The organism is Synechococcus sp. Tobar12-5m-g (genome assembly GCF_024345415.1).
Taxonomy (GTDB): Bacteria; Cyanobacteriota; Cyanobacteriia; order PCC-6307; family Cyanobiaceae; genus Regnicoccus.
On sequence record NZ_JAGQBB010000005.1, the window covers coordinates 1 to 19,309 of the forward strand.

14 protein-coding genes are annotated in these 19,309 nt (G+C 64.7%); 10 read left to right on the top strand and 4 right to left on the bottom strand.

The window, feature by feature from the left end; all coding sequences use genetic code 11:
• Positions 1-105: 105 nt before the first annotated feature.
• The 3 genes from KBY66_RS04515 to KBY66_RS04525 all read right to left on the bottom strand — a co-directional run bounded on the left by KBY66_RS04515 (position 106) and on the right by KBY66_RS04525 (position 3,411).
• Positions 106-702, bottom strand: a complete 597-nt coding sequence (locus KBY66_RS04515) for a hypothetical protein (protein WP_255088021.1) — start codon at positions 700-702, stop codon at positions 106-108.
• Between the two features lie 106 nt (positions 703-808).
• The gene (locus KBY66_RS04520; RefSeq protein WP_255088022.1) at positions 809-934 is read right to left on the bottom strand and encodes a hypothetical protein; all 126 of its coding nucleotides are present in this window, start codon (positions 932-934) and stop codon (positions 809-811) included.
• Positions 935-1,158: 224 nt separating this feature from the next.
• On the bottom strand, positions 1,159-3,411 hold the full coding sequence (locus KBY66_RS04525; RefSeq protein WP_255088023.1) for an NACHT domain-containing protein: 2,253 nt from the start codon (positions 3,409-3,411) through the stop codon (positions 1,159-1,161).
• 278 nt (positions 3,412-3,689) lie between these two features.
• Between KBY66_RS04525 and KBY66_RS04530 the strand changes: the two genes are divergently transcribed.
• From KBY66_RS04530 to selD, 10 genes are all read left to right on the top strand, one after another.
• On the top strand, positions 3,690-3,992 hold the full coding sequence (locus KBY66_RS04530; protein ID WP_255088024.1) for an urease subunit gamma: 303 nt from the start codon (positions 3,690-3,692) through the stop codon (positions 3,990-3,992).
• A gap of 6 nt (positions 3,993-3,998) precedes the next feature.
• Positions 3,999-4,316: an urease subunit beta gene (locus tag KBY66_RS04535; protein ID WP_255088027.1), complete on the top strand. Its 318-nt coding sequence runs from the start codon at positions 3,999-4,001 to the stop codon at positions 4,314-4,316.
• Positions 4,317-4,336: 20 nt separating this feature from the next.
• Entirely contained in the window at positions 4,337-6,055 is a 1,719-nt protein-coding gene (gene ureC, locus KBY66_RS04540; protein WP_255088029.1) for an urease subunit alpha, read from the top strand.
• A gap of 106 nt (positions 6,056-6,161) precedes the next feature.
• Positions 6,162-7,601 carry a circularly permuted type 2 ATP-grasp protein gene (locus tag KBY66_RS04545; RefSeq protein WP_255088154.1) on the top strand — a complete coding sequence of 480 codons (1,440 nt, stop codon included), beginning with the start codon at positions 6,162-6,164 and terminating at the stop codon, positions 7,599-7,601.
• A complete protein-coding gene (locus KBY66_RS04550) occupies positions 7,595-8,650 on the top strand; it encodes an alpha-E domain-containing protein (RefSeq protein WP_255088030.1) in 1,056 nt (351 codons plus the stop codon). Before KBY66_RS04545 ends, KBY66_RS04550 begins: the two co-directional genes overlap by 7 nt.
• On the top strand, positions 8,635-9,525 hold the full coding sequence (locus KBY66_RS04555; protein WP_255088031.1) for a transglutaminase family protein: 891 nt from the start codon (positions 8,635-8,637) through the stop codon (positions 9,523-9,525). Before KBY66_RS04550 ends, KBY66_RS04555 begins: the two co-directional genes overlap by 16 nt.
• Before the next feature lie 161 nt (positions 9,526-9,686).
• Entirely contained in the window at positions 9,687-12,140 is a 2,454-nt protein-coding gene (locus KBY66_RS04560) for a glycogen/starch/alpha-glucan phosphorylase (protein ID WP_255088032.1), read from the top strand.
• Position 12,141: 1 nt separating this feature from the next.
• On the top strand, positions 12,142-14,280 hold the full coding sequence (locus tag KBY66_RS04565) for a transglutaminase family protein (protein ID WP_255088033.1): 2,139 nt from the start codon (positions 12,142-12,144) through the stop codon (positions 14,278-14,280).
• Between the two features lie 269 nt (positions 14,281-14,549).
• Positions 14,550-15,578, top strand: coding sequence for a UDP-glucose 4-epimerase GalE (gene galE, locus KBY66_RS04570; protein WP_255088034.1), 1,029 nt, complete (start codon positions 14,550-14,552; stop codon positions 15,576-15,578).
• Positions 15,579-15,581: 3 nt separating this feature from the next.
• Positions 15,582-17,840 (top strand): selenide, water dikinase SelD, encoded by a 2,259-nt coding sequence (selD, locus tag KBY66_RS04575; RefSeq protein WP_255088035.1) that lies wholly within the window; start codon positions 15,582-15,584, stop codon positions 17,838-17,840.
• Here selD and KBY66_RS04580 read toward each other — a convergent pair.
• Positions 17,783-19,279, bottom strand: a complete 1,497-nt coding sequence (locus KBY66_RS04580) for a mannose-1-phosphate guanylyltransferase/mannose-6-phosphate isomerase (protein WP_255088036.1) — start codon at positions 19,277-19,279, stop codon at positions 17,783-17,785. The two genes, selD and KBY66_RS04580, sit on opposite strands and share 58 nt — an antisense overlap.
• Between the last annotated feature and the right edge of the window lie 30 nt (positions 19,280-19,309).

Here is a 19,309-nt window from a genome sequence, read left to right on the forward strand (position 1 = left end):
GATCTGTTGGCTCGTCAGTGGTGCCGGCATCACCAGGGCCATGCGCATCGGCCCCAGGGTCAGCAGCCCCGCTCCCAACCGGCCAACGAGCTTGTCGCCAACCGGTCAACCTGATTGTCGCCGGACAGCCATCTCCGCGTTCTCGCGGCGCAGGAACACCGGCGCCTGATCGAGATAGGGCTGGTAGCGCGCATCGTTGATGGCATCGCCCTCGGTGCAGTTGTGCAGATACGCGCAGGGCTGCAGCTGGATGGCGTGCTCCACCACGGCTGTGTTGAAGCCCCGCAGCAGCGCCCCGTAACTCATGGCCTGGTACGAGGGGTGGGTGGTCTCGTGGATCCCTCGACCCAGGAACGTGCGCACCAGCCCATCCAGTTCGGTGGTCTCCACCGTTTCCCACTGCTTGAGCTCCACGATCACCGCAGCGCTCTGGCCCGAGGCGTTCTGCCCGGAGAGCAGCAGGTCGATGCGCTTGGAGGTGTTGTGGATGCGGTACTCGATCGCCACCCCCAGTTCCCTCGGGATGGACGGCAGCTGCAGCACGTTGCCGACGCACTGCAAGGAGTTCTTCCAGGCGCTGAATTCCTTCGGGGCCACCTTGTGGCCGGTGCGCTCCAGATAGCACTTGCGCACCTCCTCCTCGATGCGCTGCTCCAGCACGTGCTGCAGAAACACCTCTCGGGTGGCCAGGTAGATGATCACGGCGGGAGGGCCAACACCTAGGACGTCTGGCTGAGTCTGATGGCGGAAACCGTGTCTTGGCGCTTCGGCCCGAGGACCCTTCGATCGTATTGGGCACGCTTGTCACTTAGCAGCGAATGACGCATGCGGCGAGGGCGGCGTAGCGATCCAGCTGGGCGGTGCCGAGGAACTCGTCGGTGAGGTCGTCGCCTGCCCCTGAGATATTGGTTTCAAGAGCTGGGACGGTGGTCAAGGAGGGGTGAGGGTGTTGGAGTTAAGGATGGCAGCGGGGTTGGGGTACCAGAAAACAACCACCAGCCTGAACAAATCAACCCGTAAATGCTGCCAACTACAGGAGGTCATTCGCGTAAGTACAAGATACTAGCTGCCAGGCATTAACCGTGGGGCCGCACAAATTAATGAGTCCCGCATTTCACTAAAGCAAATTACACGAAAACATATAGCTGCGATGTTAAGCTATTTTAGATTCGTAGCTTCTTCCCACAAGGCATCCTCAGACAAAGTTAGCTCGGAGCGAATTCGATTCAGCCTCTCGGAATGCCTCCTGACTGGCTTATAGACCCACTTGTCACGGCCTTTGAAGCGTTCGATTAACTTCTCACGAAGCAGCATCTTCAGAATTGAATCAACAAGCTTAGGATCGTATTTCTGTCCGTAACCGCCCTTGAGCAGAGAACCTTCCTCTCGCCCAGCACCAGGCTGGAAGAATATTTTGTGAATTATTGCCAAAAAGAGTTTCTGCTGAGGCATTAGCGGACTCTCCTTGATTCGCGCAGAGTTGGAAAGACTGTCGAACGCAATAACTTCGGTACCTTTGATCCATAGAGGCAGTCCCACTAAGCTTGAGACGCCGGCGACAGTTGCAATTAGAGAATTCTCAATAACCAAATAATCAGTTTCTTTCACTGGACAAGCCTCAATCGCTAAGCAGTTGATAATGGAGTCGCGGAGGCAAAGGTTTGAGATCGCTCGAGTTGAAACATTAAGAAATGGTAGTTCAGCGTGCGAGAGCTGAAGGCCCTGAAAGTCGAGCATATCTTTGCCAAACATGCTCAAGGCAGCAATAATCTCACCAAGAAGTGTGGCGTTGGCGGTATTGCCATACTTGCGTAAGTATGTAAAACACGATTGACCCAGATCGTATGCACTGATGATTGATCCCACATGGGCAACACCTAAAATCCTTAGTGATTGCTTCCACTGAATCTTAGTATCAGACTCATTAAGCGCGACCACATCATTTACTAGCCGCTCACCTCGAAGAATGTCGATAACATTATGGTCAATAAATTGACGATCCGGCGATTCTGGCTCGATGCGACCAAGGGTGCACATTCGAGCTAGAAGTTGTATGCCAGTTTGATCTGGAGCGCTACCAACAGCAACTTCATATGCTTCGTCAATATCACGCGGGCTGAGCCTGCCAAGAAACGTAGTCGAGTATCGAGTCTTCGATGCCAACTCAAGAAGAATTGCCCTAATCGTTAAAGGCGCAATTGAGTCAGCTACGCCCCTAGACTCGCGCGAGCAAACTGCACTGATAAATGTTCCCCAAAATGTGAATTGGCCATGCTCCTTGCATAGAATACGCTCAACGTCAACTGCATCAAGCTCAGCCAGTATTTGAAATACCAGTGGCTTGCGTGGCAGCCACTCTGGAAGAGTGACTGCAATTCCCATTGCACTTAAATAACTCTGGCCTTCTGCCTGAGAGAACGAATCTGGCGTACGTAGGACAAATGTTGTATCCGAGTGCACTCCTAAAAGTCCTAGCGACTGAAGCATCTCTTCGTCACTATCGAAGAAGTGTGATCGCCCAGTTACAAGAGCCCCTGCCTTCGACTTCTGAAGAAGATCACGAACACCACGCACTGCATGACGTCTTAATGCCTTACGATCATCTACATTCGTGTCATGAGACTGGGCTCCAATCTCATCAAACCCATCGAGAAGAAGAATAAGCCTACCGGTATTTAGAAGTCTTACCAAGTTATCGATAGAACTTGACAAGCCCACGTTTCCAAGATGACCGGCGAGCACCTCAAGCGCATTTGAACTGCTCCAGTGATCGCGCAAATTGATTGAAACTGGAAAGGCTCCGGCCTCTCGAATCTTTGTCGACAAGCTAGTGTAGGCCTCACGTACACATCGACTCTTGCCTGTTCCAAAATCACCAGTAAGTGCTATACGACTACCTTTTACGAGTCGAGAAACCACCTCACCCATAGAAACAGGAGACTCATCATCTGGTTCTACGTAACTTACCTGGAGAAATTCTCTGGTGTCATTTGCGCCAGTCTTCGCATCAACCGCACTGCCAAACGGAAGCTGCATTCGCAATCCATTATACGCTGAAAAGTCGAAAAAATCGCGTTCAAATTGTACAGAAGAAAGGACTGAAACATGCACTTTTCTGCCCAGCTCGACCATGCTATTGGTGGGCTCTTGATCCAATACAACAAAGGCTCGGCAAATCATGCCTTCCGAAGCGAGGCGCATCTTCGTCGGCATGATCTTGTTTAGGTCATTTCGCGCCTTCTCAAGCGTGCGATCTTTAGTAATCTCGATTAAAATGAGTTCATCCGGAGAGACTCTTGCTACACCATCAAAGTCGACGCCGTCGATATGCTCAGGAATGCAGGCAATGTTCCATCTAAGTTGTGCGATACCGCGCACATGATCTTCCAGTGATCTCCAGTTGCCAGTCATCTTGGATTCTTAAGCACAGTGTTTGAGGCAGCCAAGGAGTGGAGTGTTTCGCATCTGAGGTCTAACTCAAATTCGCCTGGACCAAAATCGCATTCTTCGTATCTGATTCAGCTTAGAGGCAGCATCCCTCCTCACACCCGGAGCTTGTTCTCTATCTATCTTCTTGGCCATCCTTAAGGCCACAGACCCGCAGCTCGGGTGCCTGCTCCCGAACCGTTACCCCTGAACCAGTCCCCCCGTCCCGCCACTGCCAGAGTGCTGTCGGCACACCCCCCTCCATGCACCTCACCCCCCAGGAGAAAGACAAGCTGCTGGTCGTCACCGCTGCCCTGCTGGCGGAACGGCGGCTGAAGCGGGGCCTCAAGCTCAACCACCCGGAAGCCGTGGCCTGGCTCAGTTTTCAGATCCTCGAGGGCGCCCGCGACGGCCGCTCCGTGGCCGAGCTGATGCGCGATGGCAGCACCTGGCTCAAGCGCGACCAGGTGATGGAGGGGGTTCCGGAGCTGGTCGGCGAGGTGCAGATGGAGGCCACTTTCCCCGATGGCACCAAGCTCGTCACCCTCCATGACCCCATTAGGTAAGAGCCCATGAGCCCCCTCATCCCTGGTGAGTTAATCCCCGAGCCCGGTGAGCTGGAGCTCAACGCCGGCCGGCCCGTCACCACCCTGTCGGTGGCCAACACCGGCGATCGGCCCGTGCAGGTGGGCTCCCACTTCCACTTCCACGAGGCCAACGGCGCCCTGGTGTTTGACCGCGACGCATCCCGCGGTCTGCGGCTCGACATCCCCGCTGGCACCGCCGTGCGCTTCGAACCGGGCGACCAGCGCGACGTGAACCTGGTGCCCTTCGCCGGCGAGCGCTGCATCTTCGGCTTCAACGGCCTGATCAACGGCCCCCTCGATTAGGCCCCGCCACCCCTCCTGCCATGCCCTATTGGATCTCCCGCCGCGCCTACGCCGAGACCTACGGTCCCACCACCGGCGATCGACTGCGCCTCGCCGACACCGAGCTGATCCTCGAGGTGGAGCGCGACTTCACCGTCTACGGCGATGAAGTGAAATTCGGCGGCGGCAAGGTGATCCGCGATGGCATGGGCCAGGCCCAGACCCCCCGCTCCGCCGGGGCCGTGGACACCGTGATCACCAACGCCCTGATCGTCGATTGGTGGGGGATCGTCAAGGCCGACATCGGCCTGCGCGATGGCCGCATCGTGGCGATCGGCAAGGCCGGCAACCCCGACACCCAGGAGGGGGTGACGATCGTGGTGGGCCCGGGCACCGAGGCGATCGCCGGCGAGGGCCACATCCTCACCGCCGGTGGCATCGACACCCACATCCACTTCATCTGCCCCCAGCAGATCGAAACCGCCCTCGCCTCCGGCGTCACCACCCTGCTGGGCGGCGGCACCGGCCCCGCCACCGGCACCAACGCCACCACCTGCACCCCCGGGTCCTTCCACCTGGCGCGCATGCTGCAGGCGGCCGAGGGCCTACCGGTGAACCTGGGCTTCTACGGCAAGGGCAACGCCAGCACCCCCGAGGCCCTTGAAGAACAGATCCGCGCCGGTGCCTGCGGCCTCAAGCTGCACGAAGACTGGGGCACCACCCCCGCCGCCATCGACTGCTGCCTGACGGTGGCCGACACGTTCGATGTGCAGGTCTGCCTGCACTCCGACACCCTCAACGAAGCCGGCTTCGTTGAGGACACGATCCGCGCCATCGGCGGCCGCACGATCCACACCTTCCACACCGAGGGGGCCGGCGGCGGCCACGCCCCCGACATCATCAAGATCTGCGGCGAAACGAACGTTCTCCCGAGTTCCACCAACCCCACGCGCCCTTACACGCGCAACACCCTCGAGGAGCACCTCGACATGCTGATGGTGTGCCACCACCTGGATCCCTCGATCCCGGAAGACGTGGCCTTCGCCGAATCGCGCATCCGCCGCGAAACGATCGCTGCCGAAGACATCCTCCACGACCTCGGCGCCTTCTCGATCATCGCCAGCGATTCCCAGGCCATGGGCCGCGGGGGCGAAGTGATCACCCGCACCTTCCAGACCGCCCACAAGATGAAGGTGCAGCGGGGCCCCCTGCCGGAAGATGCCGCCTCCGGCGGCCGCAACGACAACACCCGCATCAAGCGCTACATCGCCAAGCTCTCGATCAACCCGGCGATCGCCCACGGCCTGGATTCCCAGATCGGTTCGGTGGAGGTGGGCAAGCTGGCCGATCTGGTGCTCTGGAAACCGGGCTTCTTCGGGGTCAAGCCGGAGCTGGTGATCAAGGGCGGCTCGATCGTCTGGTCCCAGATGGGCGATGCCAACGCCTCCATCCCCACCCCCGGCCCCGTCCACGGCCGGCCCATGTTCGCCGCCTACGGCAAGGCCCTGGCCCCCAGCTGCCTCACCTTCCTCTCCCAGGCCGCCCTCGATGACGACCTGCCCCGCAAACTCGGCCTGGAGCGGCCCTGCGTGCCGGTGGTGAACACCCGTTCCATCGGCAAGGCCGACATGCGCAACAACAGCGCCCTGCCTAGGGTGGAGGTGGACCCCCAGACCTACGAGGTGTTCGCTGACGGCAAGCTGCTCACCTGCGAGCCTGCCGAGGTGCTGCCGATGGCCCAGCTTTATTTCTTGCTCTGAAGACAGAGGCTCAGGGGAGCCACCCAACCCCATTGAATTGGTAGCAACCATCACCGGAGCTGTCAACCACGCTCTTCATGATCGATCCTTGCCTGAGCTTGTCGCGATGTTCACTGATTACCAGCCGCGCAAGGGTTACGACGAGTACTTCAACGCCGCCGCCGAGCCCCGCGCCGCCCTGCGCCCCCTGCTCTCCTCCCTGGGCCAGCTGGGCATCGAGGAGATCAACCGCAACCACGCGGCCGCCGGCCTGCTGCTCAAGCGCCTCGGCGCCACCTTTCGCCTCAACGGCTCTGGTGAGGAGGGCGGCGAACGCATCCTCCCCTTCGACCCGCTGCCCCGGCTGATCCGCTCCGGCGATTGGGATCTGCTCGAGACCGGCCTGATCCAGCGCCTGGAAGCGATCGACCACTTCCTGGCCGATGTCTATGGCGATCAGAAGATCCTCGACGACGGGGTGGTGCCCCGCGCGGACGTGGAAAGCTCCCATGGCTGGCGTCCCCAGATGCGGGGCTTCAAGCCACCCCTGGGTCGCTGGTGCCACGTGTCCGGCCTCGACCTGATCCGCGATGGCCAGGGCACCTGGCGGGTGCTGGAGGACAACCTGCGCTGCCCGTCCGGGGTGGCCTACTTCCTCGAAAACCGCCGGGTGATGAAACGGATGTTCCCGAGCCTCTTCGCCGGGCGCACCGTCCATCCGATCGACGATTACCCCTCCCACCTGCTCCAGGCCCTGCGGGAGCTGGCCCCCTGGACCGACAGCCCCACCGTGGTGCTGCTCACCCCCGGGGTGTTCAACAGCGCCTACTTCGAGCACAGCTTCCTGGCCCAGCAGATGGGCATCCAGCTGGTGGAAGGCCGTGACCTGGTCTGCGAGGGCAACCGGGTGTGGATGCGCAGCACGGCAGGCCTGCAGGCCGTGGATGTGATCTACCGCCGCATCGACGACGACTTCCTCGATCCGGCCGTGTTCCGGAGCGATTCGATGCTGGGGGTGCGCGGCCTGATGGAGGCCTACCGCACCGGCCGGGTGGCGATCGCCAATGCCCCGGGCACGGGGGTGGCCGATGACAAACTGATTTACGCCTACGTGCCGGACATGATCCGCTATTACCTGGCCGAGGAGCCGATCATTGAAAACGTTCCCACCTACATCTGCGCCCGGCCCGAGGACCAGGCCTACGTGCTGGCCCACCTCAAGGATCTGGTGGTGAAATCGGTGGGGGAGGCGGGCGGCTACGGCATGCTGATTGGTCCCCACGCCCAGCCCGGGGAGATCCTGGACTTTGCCGAGAAGATCAAGGCGGATCCCCGCAACTTCATTGCCCAACCCACCCTGGAGCTCTCAACGGTGCCCTCCCTGAGCGAAGGTGAGCTCTACCCCTGCCACGTCGATTTGAGGCCCTACGTCCTGCGGGGCCAAGGCACCTGGGTGAGCCCCGGCGGCCTCACCCGGGTGGCCCTGCGGCGGGGCTCCCTGGTGGTGAACTCCTCCCAGGGGGGCGGCTGCAAGGACACCTGGATCGTGGATGAAGCCCCATGCTGAGCCGCGTCGCCGATTCGCTCTACTGGATCAACCGGTACATCGAACGGGCGGAGAATCTCTCCCGCTTCCTGGAGGTGAGCGATGCGATGGCGCTCGACTGCCCACCGGGCAGCGCTGAGCCCTGGCTTCCCTTGATCGATGCCAGCGGTGATCGCGAGCTCTTTGATGTGCTCTGCCCTGAGGGGCGTCCCACCGATGTGGTGCGGTTCCTGGTCAACCATCCCGACAACCCCAGCAGCATCCTCAACTGCATCGCCACGGCCAGGGAGAATGCCCGCCAGATCCGGGAGGTGATCACCACGGAAATGTGGGAGCAGCTCAACGACATCTATCTCACCACCCAGGAGAGCGACCGGTTCTGGCAGCAGCCGACGCAGGAACGGCTCCATGAGATCCGTTACGCCTGCCAGCTCTTCTATGGCATCACCGATGCCACCCTCAGCCGTGATCTCTCCTGGCATTTCAGCAAGCTGGGGCGGCTGGTGGAGCGGGCCGAAAAAACGAGCCGCATCCTCGATGTGAAGTACTTCCTGTTGCTGCCCAGTCCGGAGGAGGTGGGAGGGGTTCTGGATGAACTGCAGTGGATCTCCCTGCTGCGCTCCGCCGGGGCTTACCAGATGTTCCGGCAGTCGCGGCAGCAGGCCATCGCCCCCAAGGCCGTCGCGGCCTTCCTCCTGCTTGATCCGATCTTTCCTCGCTCCGTTCGCTACTGCCTGGAGGGGATCAACAAAACCCTGCGGGTGATTCGCGGCAATCCGGTGCCTGGACCCCCTGACGATCTCGAATGTCTGTCGGGGCTGATGCTGGCCCACTGGAGCTATGTGCGCATCGACGAGCTGATCGCCCGGGGCCTGCACGAGGCGATCGATCAGCTCCAGACCGAGCTCAACACCCTGCACGAGCAGATCGAGGAGCGGTACTTCGTCACCACCCAACCAGCGCCGGGGCCCACCGCCTGCATCCAGCCCGGCTCCGCGAATGAGGAACCCACCAGCCTTGACGCCACCCATCCCATCGCCCCGACGTCCCAGGCATGCGCGCCCGCATAACGCATACCCTCACCTATCGCTACAGCGAACCCGTCCAGCTGGGGGCCCATCGCCTTTGCCTCAAACCCCGTGCCCACGGCTTTCAGCGGCTGCTGAGCTTTGATCTCTCCTTTTCTCCCGATCCCCATCGCCTCCACCCGCTGATCGCCGCCAGCGGCGACGACATCCTGCGGGCCCATTTTCTCGGCTACACCGATGCTCTGGAGATTCGGGCGATCAGCAACGTGGAGACCCAGGTGGCGCCTTTGCTTGAGGTCTGCCTGGCCCAGAACGAACCGGAACTGCCCTACCCGGTGGGGCACCTGAACGGGGATCTGATGGGAAGCCTGGAGGGATGGCTGCCCAATGGTCAGCACGAGCCCGCCGCCGTGGAACTGGCCCAGGAAGCCCTGATGGGAAGTGACCAGCGCGCCCTGATGTTCCTTCAGAACCTGGTGGAGATGATTCAGGACCGGGTCAAGTACACCCAGCGCCATGCCGGACCCGCCTGGCCGGCGGGCCGCACCCTGAGGGAGCGGGTGGGTTCCTGCCGGGATCTGGCGGTGCTGATGATCGAGGCCTGTCGCTGCGTCGGCCTGCCGGCGCGGTTTGTGAGTGGCTACCACCTGGTGGAGCCCAGGCCCGAGCGCTACGACCTCCATGCCTGGGCCGAGGTCTATCTGCCGGGGGCTGGCTGGCGGGGCTTCGATCCCAGTGGTCTTGGCGCCATCGATGACCGCTACATCCCCCTGGCCACCTCCTCGAAGTCGTCCCTCACCGCCGCCGTCTCCGGCTCGTTCAGTGGTCCGCCGGGGGTGGAGAGCGAGCTGAGCTGGGCGATCGATGCCGAGGTGCTCAGCGAGATTCCCAGCTTGCCCGACCTTCTTCACCTCTGAGCCATCGAGGTGATCGGTGCCGTTCAGACCCTTTGAGGAGGGTGCTGCTCCAGATCGAAAAGTGTTCGCGAACCTCAGGATGAACAGGAATCGGTAACCGTTGGAGCAGCGTCGAGGGCGCCTCCCGCAGCATGAAGGATCCAGACGTCCGATACCGCTCCATGGCCACGACCAGTGCCCCTCCCACCGACCGCGCCGCCCGCGGCGCCTCCGATGGGCATGCCCTGGCCGAGGGGATGCGCCACCACCTCTTCTCCAGCCAGGCCAAGTCGCCCTCCCTGGCCACCCCCCACGATTACTACCGCTGTCTGGCCCTGGCGGTTCGCGACCAACTGCTCCATAACTGGGTCGATACGGCCGAGGCCTACACCCAGGCCCATGTCCGCACCGTCAGCTATCTCTCCGCCGAATACCTGCTCGGCCCCCACCTGGAGAACAACCTGGTCAACCTCGGGCTGCGGGACGCCGCCCATGCCGCCTGCGCCGAACTGGGCCTCGACCTGCAGGAGCTGATCGAGGAAGAGCCGGAACCCGGCCTGGGCAACGGGGGACTTGGCCGCCTGGCGGCCTGCTTCCAGGAGTCGATGGCCAGCCTCGAGCTGCCGGCGATCGGCTATGGCATCCGCTACGAATTCGGCATCTTCCGCCAGCAGATCCGCTGCGGCAACCAGGTGGAGAGCACCGACCCCTGGCTGGCGCAGGGCAACCCATGGGAGGTGATTCGCCCGGAATGGACCTACCCGGTCAGGATCGGCGACACCACGGTGATGGGCGTGGCCTACGACACCCCGATCCTTGGCTACGGGGTGCACACCGCCAACACCCTGCGGCTCTGGTCGGCCCAGGCGCCTGAGTCATTTGATTTCGCCTCCTTCAACGCGGGCGACTACACCCGCGCCGTGCTGCAGAAGATGCAGTCGGAAACGCTCTCGAAGGTGCTCTATCCCAACGATGAGATGGAGCAGGGCAAGCAGCTTCGCCTCAGCCAGCAGATCTTCTTCGTGAGCTGCAGCCTGCAGGACATGTTCCGCATCCTCAAAGGTCAGGGGTTCGCGGTCACCGAGTTCCACACCAAGTTCGCCGTTCAGCTCAACGACACCCATCCGGCGATCGCCGTGGCGGAGCTGATGCGGCTGCTGATCGACGACCATGGCGTCGACTGGGACATCGCCTGGTCGATCACCACCGCGTCGATCAGCTACACCAACCACACCCTGTTGCCCGAAGCCCTGGAAACCTGGGGGGTGGATCTGTTCGCCCGGCTGCTGCCCCGCCAGCTGGAGATCATCTACGAGATCAATTCCCGCTTTCTGCGCATGGTGCGCATCCGCTATCCGGGTCAACCCGACCTGCTCGAGCGGATGTCGCTGATCGAGGAGGGGCCCCACCGCCGGGTGCGCATGGCCAACCTGGCCGTGGTCGGCAGCCAGCGGGTCAATGGCGTCGCCGAGCTGCACAGCGAGCTGGTTCGCACCCAGCTGTTCCCCGAGTTCGCCGCTCTCTGGCCCGACAAGTTCACCAACGTCACCAACGGGGTGACACCCAGGCGCTGGATCGCCGTGGCCAACCCTCCCCTGGCGGGCTACCTGGATGGGGCGATCGGCAGCACCTGGCGCCGTGATCTGGCCGAACTGAAGCGGCTGGAGTCCTTTGCCAATGACGCCTCCTTCCTGGAGGGCTGGCGATCGGTGCGTGACCAGGGCAAGCAGCGCCTGGCCACGGTCATCCATCAGCAGCTGGGCGTGCTGGTGGATCCCGCCTCCCTGTTCGATGTGCAGGTGAAGCGGATCCACGAATACAAGCGCCAGCATCTGGCCGCCCTGCAGATCGTCGAGCGCTATCTGCGCCTGCGCAATGGCGAGGACCTGCCCTCCCGCACCTTCATCTTCGGCGGCAAGGCAGCCCCCGGGTATGCCATGGCGAAACTCATCATTCGGTTGATCAACGGCATCGCCGAGATCGTCAACATGGATCCGGCCATGGACGGACGGATGCGGGTGGTGTTCCTGCCCAACTTCAGCGTCAGCCTCGGCCAGACGGTGTACCCGGCCGTCGACCTCTCCGAGCAGATCTCCACCGCCGGCAAGGAGGCCTCCGGCACCGGCAACATGAAGATGGCCCTCAATGGCGCTGTCACGATCGGCACCCTGGATGGGGCCAACGTGGAGATCCGCGATCTGGTGGGCCACGAGAATTTCTTCCTGTTCGGCCATACCGCCGAGCAGATCGACGCGCTCAACCGCAACGGCTACCACCCGATGCCCTGGCTGGAAAGTGATCCGATCGTGCGGGAAGCTATCGATCTGATCGGCTCCGGCCACTTCAGTGAGGGCGACCGCGACCTCTTTCACCCCTTGCTCGCCAACCTCTGCACCCAGGATCCGTTCCGGGTGATGGCCGACATCGGTGACTACCGGCGGGCCCAGAACGCGGTGGATGAAGCCTGGCAGAACAGTGCCAGCTGGAGCCGGATGTCGCTGCTGAACTGCGCCCGTTGCGGCTTCTTCTCCTCCGATCGCTCGATCGGTGAGTACGCGGAGAGGATCTGGAAGGTGAAGCCGATGCCGATCACCGCCTGCACCCTGATCCCCTCAGCCCCCATGGGTGAAGCCTGACATGGTGGTTGCGGACCTGGCTCCCCTGATGCCCCAGACAAGCGACTGGATGATGGCCACCGCGGCCGAGGTGGAAGCCCGGCTGCAGGCCGCCGGAATCAGCCTCACCCTCGGCGGCGAGCCCACCTATGTGCCCTTCGAGCCGGTGGGTGCCGAGTGGACCGTGGCCGCCGACGGGCCCACCAAACTCACCTACGCCAGGGCATTGGCCCTGGAGCTGCAGCGCCGGGTGTGGCCAGGCAGCACCTTGATGTACTGCCCCGGCAAGCGCTACGACGGCGAGGTGAATCCCCGCTGGGCCCTGCGGCTGATCACCGGCCCCGATGGCCTCCCCGTGGTGCGCTGGCCCCAGGACGGCGATCCCGCCTCCTTCCCGACCCTCACCCGGCCCAGGACGCTCAAGAAGGCCAAACCCCTGCCCGGCAAGAAGGCCCGGGAGTTCCTCGAGGCGATCGGTGAGGCCCTTGGCTGTCCCCTGCATCCGCTCAAGCTGCGCGATCCCCTCGACCCGGATCACCGGGTCTGGGCCGTGCCGCTCTGCCACATCGCCGAGCCCGAGCAGGCCGATGGTCCGTGTGGCTGGCTGGCCGCCGAATGGCCCCTGGCCAAGCCCCTGCGCGAGCTCCTTCCCGCCGCCGGCCCGGCCGGCCTGCGCCTGCCCCTTCAGCACTTCCCGCCTGGGGTGCTGCGCCAGGTGCTCACCCTGGAGATCAAGCCCGATGGCTGGAGCTTGTTCCTTCCTCCCCTGGCCCGGCAGCCCCTGCAAGAACTGCTCGAGCTGATCGCCGCCGCCACCACCGGTTGGAGCCGCCCCGACCTGAGCGGGGTGCTGCCGATCGACGTCGATGGCCACTGGCAGGTGCTGGGCCTGACCGCCGATCCCGGCGTGCTGGAGGTGAACCTGCCGGTCTGCCACAGCTGGATCGCCTACGCTGGCTGGATCCACACCCTCGATGAAGTGGGGGAAGTGGTGGGGTTGCGCTCCTGGAAACAGAACGGCACCAGGGTGGAGGGCACCGGCGGTGGCAACCATCTGCTCTGGGGTGGTCCGAGCCTGGAGGCCAATCCCTTCTTCAGCCGGCCGGCCTGGCTGGTCGGGATTCTGCGCTTCTGGCAGCATCACCCCAGCCTCTCCTATCTGTTCGGCAACCGCTCGGTGGGTCCCGCCTCCCAGTCACCGCGGCTGGATGAGGGCAGCGCCAGCCGCCTCGATCTGAACCTGGCCCATGCCGCGATCGAGGCCCTGCCGGAGGGCGACCAGCGTTTGTTGATCAGCGAAACGCTCCGCCACATCCATGCCGACCGCAGCGGCAACACCCACCGCAGCGAAATCAGCTTCGACAAGTTCTGGAACCCCGCCTGGGGCGGCGGCTGCCAGGGGCTGATCGAATTCCGGGCGATCGAGAGCCTGCCTCGGCCGGAGTGGACCGCAGCGATCGCCCTGCTCTGGAGTGCCATCGCCGCCCATCTTCTGGAGCCCGCCCATCGCCCCACTGGCCTGGCAGCCTTCGGTGAGCGGCTTCAGGATGAGCTACAACTTCCTGCCGCCCTCTGGAGCGATCTGGAGCGGCTGATCGGCCTGCTACAGGCCGATGGCCTCGACATTGAGGCGGAGCCGTTCCGGCAACTCTGGGAGTGGCGCTTCCCGCTCCTGCTCGACTGGCAACGGGACGACGCCTCCCTCGAGATCCGCCAGGCTCTGGAGCCCTGGCCCCTGCTCTGTGACACCCCGGTGGAGGGCGGCAGCACCAGCCGTTTCGTGGACAGTTCCCTGCAGCGCCTCGAGATCAGGGCCAACCATGCCTTTCTAGGCAGCCACCGCCTGCGGCTCAACGGTGGCCTAGTGCCGCTCGGAGATGGCTGGCTGGGTTTGCGCTATCGCCAGAGCAGCCTCTACCCCTCCCTCCATCCCTGCATCGAGCCCCATCTGCCTTTGCGGCTGGAGATCGAAGCCAAGGGGGAGGCCGACCTTCAAGGCGGGCCAGAGCCGATCGCTGCCTTCCGATTCGATGCTGGCGATGAGGTCTTCATGCCCGTGGCCCCCTCCATCGAGGCTCCCGGCGAGGCCCCCGGCCCAGGAAGAGCCGACTGGCGAGCACCGGCGGATGGCGGCAGAACCGTGGACCTGCGGCTGGGTTGAGAAAACCTGGTCGGTAAGAAGCCATCCGCCTGGATGGCACGACTCCCCTGCCACCCGTCCACGGGCCAGCGGGAGACGATGACATCGGCAGTCCACTCGCCAGATTCATCTTCCCACCAGATCTATTGCCCTCAACAGATCGATTCCCCATTTTGACCGGAATGAATGGAAGTTCTTGCTTCGATCACCTGACGTTGTTGTTGCGATCTACCAAAGAATAGGCAGCGGTCGGTTGATAGGATTTCGTTTTTTCAGCACTGTCGACGCTCATGCCAGCTTTGCTGATCACAGGGGGCGCGGGTTTCATCGGCAGCCACACCTGCCTCGTGCTTCTGGAGGCTGGCCACCACCTGGTGGTCCTCGACGATTTTTCGAACAGCTCGCCGGAAGCCCTGCGCCGCGTCGTCGAGCTCGCTGGGCCCTCAGCCGCCGAACGGCTGGAGGTGATCGAAGGGGATCTCCGCAACCCCGAGGTTCTGGAGCGAGTCTTCGGCCAGCGCGGGCCGATCGACGCGGTGGTTCACTTCGCCGGCCTCAAGGCGGTGGCGGAATCGGTGGCGGATCCACTCCGCTACTGGGACATCAACGTCTGTGGCAGCCGCCTGTTGCTGGCGGCGATGCGGGCGGCCGGCTGCCGCACGATCGTGTTCAGCAGCAGCGCCACCCTCTATGGCCTGCCTGAAACGGTGCCGATCGCCGAAACCGCTCCCCTGGCGCCGGTCAATCCCTATGGCTTCACCAAAGCGGCGGTGGAGCGGATGCTGGCCGATGTGGCCGCCAGTGAACCCGGCTGGCGCATCGCCAGCCTGCGCTACTTCAATCCGGTGGGCTCCCACCCCAGCGGCCGCATCGGTGAGGATCCGGGTGGCATCCCCAACAATCTGTTTCCCTTTCTCACCCAGGTGGCGGTGGGCCGGCGGCCCCACCTACAGGTGTTCGGCCACGACTGGCCCACGCCCGATGGCACCGGCGTGCGGGACTACATCCACGTGATGGACCTGGCCGAGGGGCATCGCGCCGCCCTGGATGTCCTGCTCGCTGAGCCGCCCCAGCAGCTCACCCTCAACCTCGGCAGTGGCCGGGGCCATTCGGTCCTGGAGGTGGTGCAGGCCTTCGAGCGAGCCTGCGGCCATCCGATTCCCCACCAGCTGGTGGAGCGCCGGGCCGGTGACGTGGCGATCACCGTGGCGGATCCGGCCCTGGCCGCCGAGCGGCTGGGATGGCGCACCAGCCGGGGCCTCAAAGAGATCTGTCGGGATGGCTGGGCCTGGCAGCAGGCCAATCCCACCGGATACTGACCCATGCCCTCACCCCCGACCCACCACCTCGTGTTGGCCGGTGGGGGTCACAGCCATGCCCTGCTGTTGAAGGCCTGGGCGATGCGGGGAGCACCAGCGGCCGCCATCGTCACCCTGGTCAGCCGGGCCAGCACCCTCCTCTACAGCGGCATGGTGCCGGGGCTGATCGCCGGCCTCTACGGTCGCCAGGAGTGCTGCATCGACCTGCGGCGGCTCTGCGAGCTGGCGGGGGTCACGTTCGTGCGCGCCGAGATCACCGGCCTCGACCTGGTGACCCGCGACCTGCAGCTCGCGGGTCGCCCCCCGATCCGCTGGGACCGGCTCAGCCTCGATGTCGGTGCCGTGACGACCCCTGCCGACGCCGCCGGTTTTGCCTTCGATCTGCCGATCAAACCGTTGGAGCCCTTTCTGGACTGGTGCCAGGCCCAGACCGCGGCAGCCGAATCGGGCGACCTCGGCCCCCTGGTCGTGCGGGGTGGGGGCGCCGCCGGCGTGGAAGTGGCCCTCGCCCTGCGGGCCCGCCTCGGCCATCGCCGCCGGGTGATGCTTGCGCTGGCAGCCGAGGGCCTGCGGCTGGGCTCCCCCGCCGCCAACCGTTGCGGCCAGCGGTTGCTGGCGGCCGCCGGCATCCCGATGTGGCCGGCGTCCCACCTCGGCGCGGATTCAGCCCCGGACGCTGGTGCTGGCGCCCTCTCGATCCGCTGCACGGGCAGCAGGGCGCCGGCCTGGCTGGCCGCCGCCGGCCTGCCGGCAGATCCAGCCACGGGCCGGGTTCTCACCACGGCCACCCTTCAGGTGGAGGGGCATCCTGCCATCTTCGCCAGTGGCGACTGCGGCCAGATCCGCGCGGAGCCGCGGCCCCCCAGTGGGGTGTGGGCGGTCCGGGCGGCGCCGGTGCTGGCGGAGAACCTGGGGCGCAGCCTTGGCCCTGATGGCCCTCGCCTGCGCCGCTGGAGGCCCCAGCAAAGGGCCTTGCAGTTGCTGGGCGATGCCACCAAAGGCTCCCCACCCCGGGCAGTTGCTGTCTGGGGACCGCTGGCTCTGGGCCCCAGTCCCTGGCTCTGGCGCTGGAAAACCGCCATTGATTGCCGCTTCATGGCAGGTTTCACCTCCCTGGCACCGATGGGCAGCGGTCTGCAGCCAGCCGCCGCCATGCCCTGCCGGGGCTGCGCCGCCAAGTTGCCGGCGGATCCCCTGGTGCGGGCTCTGGCACGGCTGGCGGCCCTTGGGGGCGGCTCCTTCCCAGCCAGGGGTGCGGAGGATGCCCAGGTGCTGGGAACCACAGTCACGGGTGCATCCCTGCTGCAGAGCCTCGACGGCTTTCCTGCCCTGGTGGCAGACCCCTGGCTCAACGGCCGGCTGACCACCCTGCACGCCTGCAGCGATCTCTGGGCCTGTGGCGGCAGGGTCACGGGTGCCCAGGCCCTGGTGACCCTGCCCAGGGCGGATGAACGGCTGCAGGAGGAGCTGCTCCTGCAGACCCTGGCCGGGGTGCGCTCGGTGCTGGAGCCCCTCGGCGCCGAACTGCTGGGAGGCCATACCCTGGAGCAGCTTGAGGCTGGCGAGGGCCTGAGCCTGGCGCTGACGGTGAACGGGGAGGCTCCACCGGGGCGGTTCTGGAGCAAAGGTGGCTTGCGGCCTGGCGATGCCCTGCTGCTCACCCGCCCGATCGGCACCGGCGTGCTGTTCGCCGCCGCCATGGCCGGGGCAGCCCGGCCGGCCTGGATCGACGCCGCCCTGGAGCGGATGCAGCAGAGCCAGGCGCCCCTGGTGGAGCCGCTGGCCGCCCACGGCTGCCACGCCTGCACGGACATCACCGGTTTTGGCCTGCTGGGCCACCTGGCGGAAATGCTGGAGGCGGCGCCAGGGCTCCAGGTGGCGCTGCAGCCCGCAGCCATCCCGGCCCTGACGGGAGTATGGGAGTTATTGACCCAGGGGTTCGCCAGCAGCCTGGCGCCGGCCAACCGCCGCGCCCTGGGGCTGATCCAGGCCGGAGCCGTGCGGATCGCGGCTCCAGGTTCACGGCACCCACAGCCGCAGCCACCCAAAGACTTGCTGCAGGAACTGTTGATCGATCCCCAGACCTGCGGCCCCCTTCTGGCAGCGGTGCCGGCGGAGCGGGCGGAGTCAGCCCTGGCGGCGGCGCGCACCTGCGGCTTCACCCACGCCAGCCTGATCGGCCGGGTGATCGCCTCAGGCCATGGTCAGGACAACGGCACCGCTGCGGGGGCGGGGGGCGTCCCCGCATCCGTGCGGCCGTAGCGGTCCTCGAAGCGGACGATGTCGTCTTCGCCGAGATAGGGACCGCTCTGCACTTCGATCAACTCCACCGGAATCTTGCCGGGGTTGGAGAGGCGGTGTTTGGCACCGAGGGGGATGTAGGTGCTCTCGTTCTCCCCCACCAGTTCCTGGACCCCGTCTTTCTCGACCACCGCGGTGCCCTTGACCACCACCCAGTGCTCGGCGCGGTGGTGGTGCATCTGCAACGACAGGCAGGCGCCCGGCTTGACCTGGATCTTCTTGACCTGCCAGCGCTCCCCTTCCACCACGCCGTCGTAGTGGCCCCAGGGGCGGTAGATGCGGCGATGGGCCTTGCCCTCGGAGGCGCCGGCCGCCTCCAATTGCTTCACGATGGTCTTGACGTCCTGGGCGCGGTCGCGATGGGCCACCAGCACGGCGTCATCGGTTTCGATCACCACCAGGTCGTCCACCCCCAGCCCCACCACCAGCCGGTGCTCGCTGCGCAGATAGCAGTTGCGGGACCCCTCGCTGATCACCCTGCCGCGGAGCACGTTGCCGGCGGCATCCTGGTCGGCGGTTTCCCACAGGGCATTCCAGCTCCCGACATCGCTCCAGCCGGCCTCCAGGGGCAGCACCGCGCCCAGCGCGGTGCGCTCCATCACGGCCACATCGATCGCCACGTTGGCGCAGTTGGCGAACGACTCCCGCTCCAGCCGCAGGAATTCGAGGTCGGCGCTGTCCTGATCGAGGGCGGAGCGGCAACAGCTCACCAGCTCCGGCGCCAGCCGTTCCAGCTCGGCCAGGATGGCGCTGGCGCGGAACAGGAACATGCCGCTGTTCCAGGTGAAGCGCCCCGAGGCGATGAACGTCTCGGCCGTGGCGGGATCGGGCTTCTCGACGAAGCGGGCGATCGGCACCGGCACGGGGAGGTTGCCGGCATCGGTGCCGACCTGGAGGGGCTGGACCGCCTCGATGTAGCCATAGCCGGTTTCCGGTGCCGTCGGCACGATCCCGAAGGTAACCAGCTGGCCGGATTCCGCCGCGGTGCGGCCAGCCTCGACGGTGGCGCGAAACCGGGCGGCATCGCGGATCACGTGGTCAGCGGCCAGGATCAGCAGCAGGGGGTCTTCGCCACGGGCGCTGGCATGGAGGGCCGCCACGGCGATGGCCGGAGCCGTGTTGCGGCCGATTGGCTCCAGCAGGATGGCGGCCGGATCCACGCCGATCTGGCGCATCTGCTCGGCGACGATGAAGCGGTGGTCTTCATTGCAGATCAGCAGCGGCGCCCCCAGGTTGGCGAGGCCTTCGAGCCGTTGCTGGGTCTGCTGCAGCAGGGTGTCGTCGGCATCCCCGGCCAGGGGCCAGTACTGCTTGGGGTAGGAGGCGCGCGAGAGCGGCCAGAGGCGGGTGCCGGTGCCACCGCAGAGGATCACCGGCACCAGCGAAACGGCTGATCCCATTGAGGAGAGGTCCGTACTGGGAAGCATCGT

What these genes read in the sequence shown, in the direction of transcription:
- KBY66_RS04580 (WP_255088036.1), bottom strand. Translation starts at nt 19,279, where the DNA reads ATGGGATCAGCCGTTTCGCTGGTGCCGGTGATCCTCTGCGGTGGCACC.
- selD (WP_255088035.1), top strand. Translation starts at nt 15,582, where the DNA reads ATGCCCTCACCCCCGACCCACCACCTCGTGTTGGCCGGTGGGGGTCAC.
- KBY66_RS04530 (WP_255088024.1), top strand. Translation starts at nt 3,690, where the DNA reads ATGCACCTCACCCCCCAGGAGAAAGACAAGCTGCTGGTCGTCACCGCT.
- KBY66_RS04565 (WP_255088033.1), top strand. Translation starts at nt 12,142, where the DNA reads ATGGTGGTTGCGGACCTGGCTCCCCTGATGCCCCAGACAAGCGACTGG.
- galE (WP_255088034.1), top strand. Translation starts at nt 14,550, where the DNA reads ATGCCAGCTTTGCTGATCACAGGGGGCGCGGGTTTCATCGGCAGCCAC.
- KBY66_RS04535 (WP_255088027.1), top strand. Translation starts at nt 3,999, where the DNA reads ATGAGCCCCCTCATCCCTGGTGAGTTAATCCCCGAGCCCGGTGAGCTG.
- KBY66_RS04545 (WP_255088154.1), top strand. Translation starts at nt 6,162, where the DNA reads ATGTTCACTGATTACCAGCCGCGCAAGGGTTACGACGAGTACTTCAAC.
- KBY66_RS04560 (WP_255088032.1), top strand. Translation starts at nt 9,687, where the DNA reads ATGGCCACGACCAGTGCCCCTCCCACCGACCGCGCCGCCCGCGGCGCC.
- KBY66_RS04555 (WP_255088031.1), top strand. Translation starts at nt 8,635, where the DNA reads ATGCGCGCCCGCATAACGCATACCCTCACCTATCGCTACAGCGAACCC.
- ureC (WP_255088029.1), top strand. Translation starts at nt 4,337, where the DNA reads ATGCCCTATTGGATCTCCCGCCGCGCCTACGCCGAGACCTACGGTCCC.
- KBY66_RS04525 (WP_255088023.1), bottom strand. Translation starts at nt 3,411, where the DNA reads ATGACTGGCAACTGGAGATCACTGGAAGATCATGTGCGCGGTATCGCA.
- KBY66_RS04550 (WP_255088030.1), top strand. Translation starts at nt 7,595, where the DNA reads ATGCTGAGCCGCGTCGCCGATTCGCTCTACTGGATCAACCGGTACATC.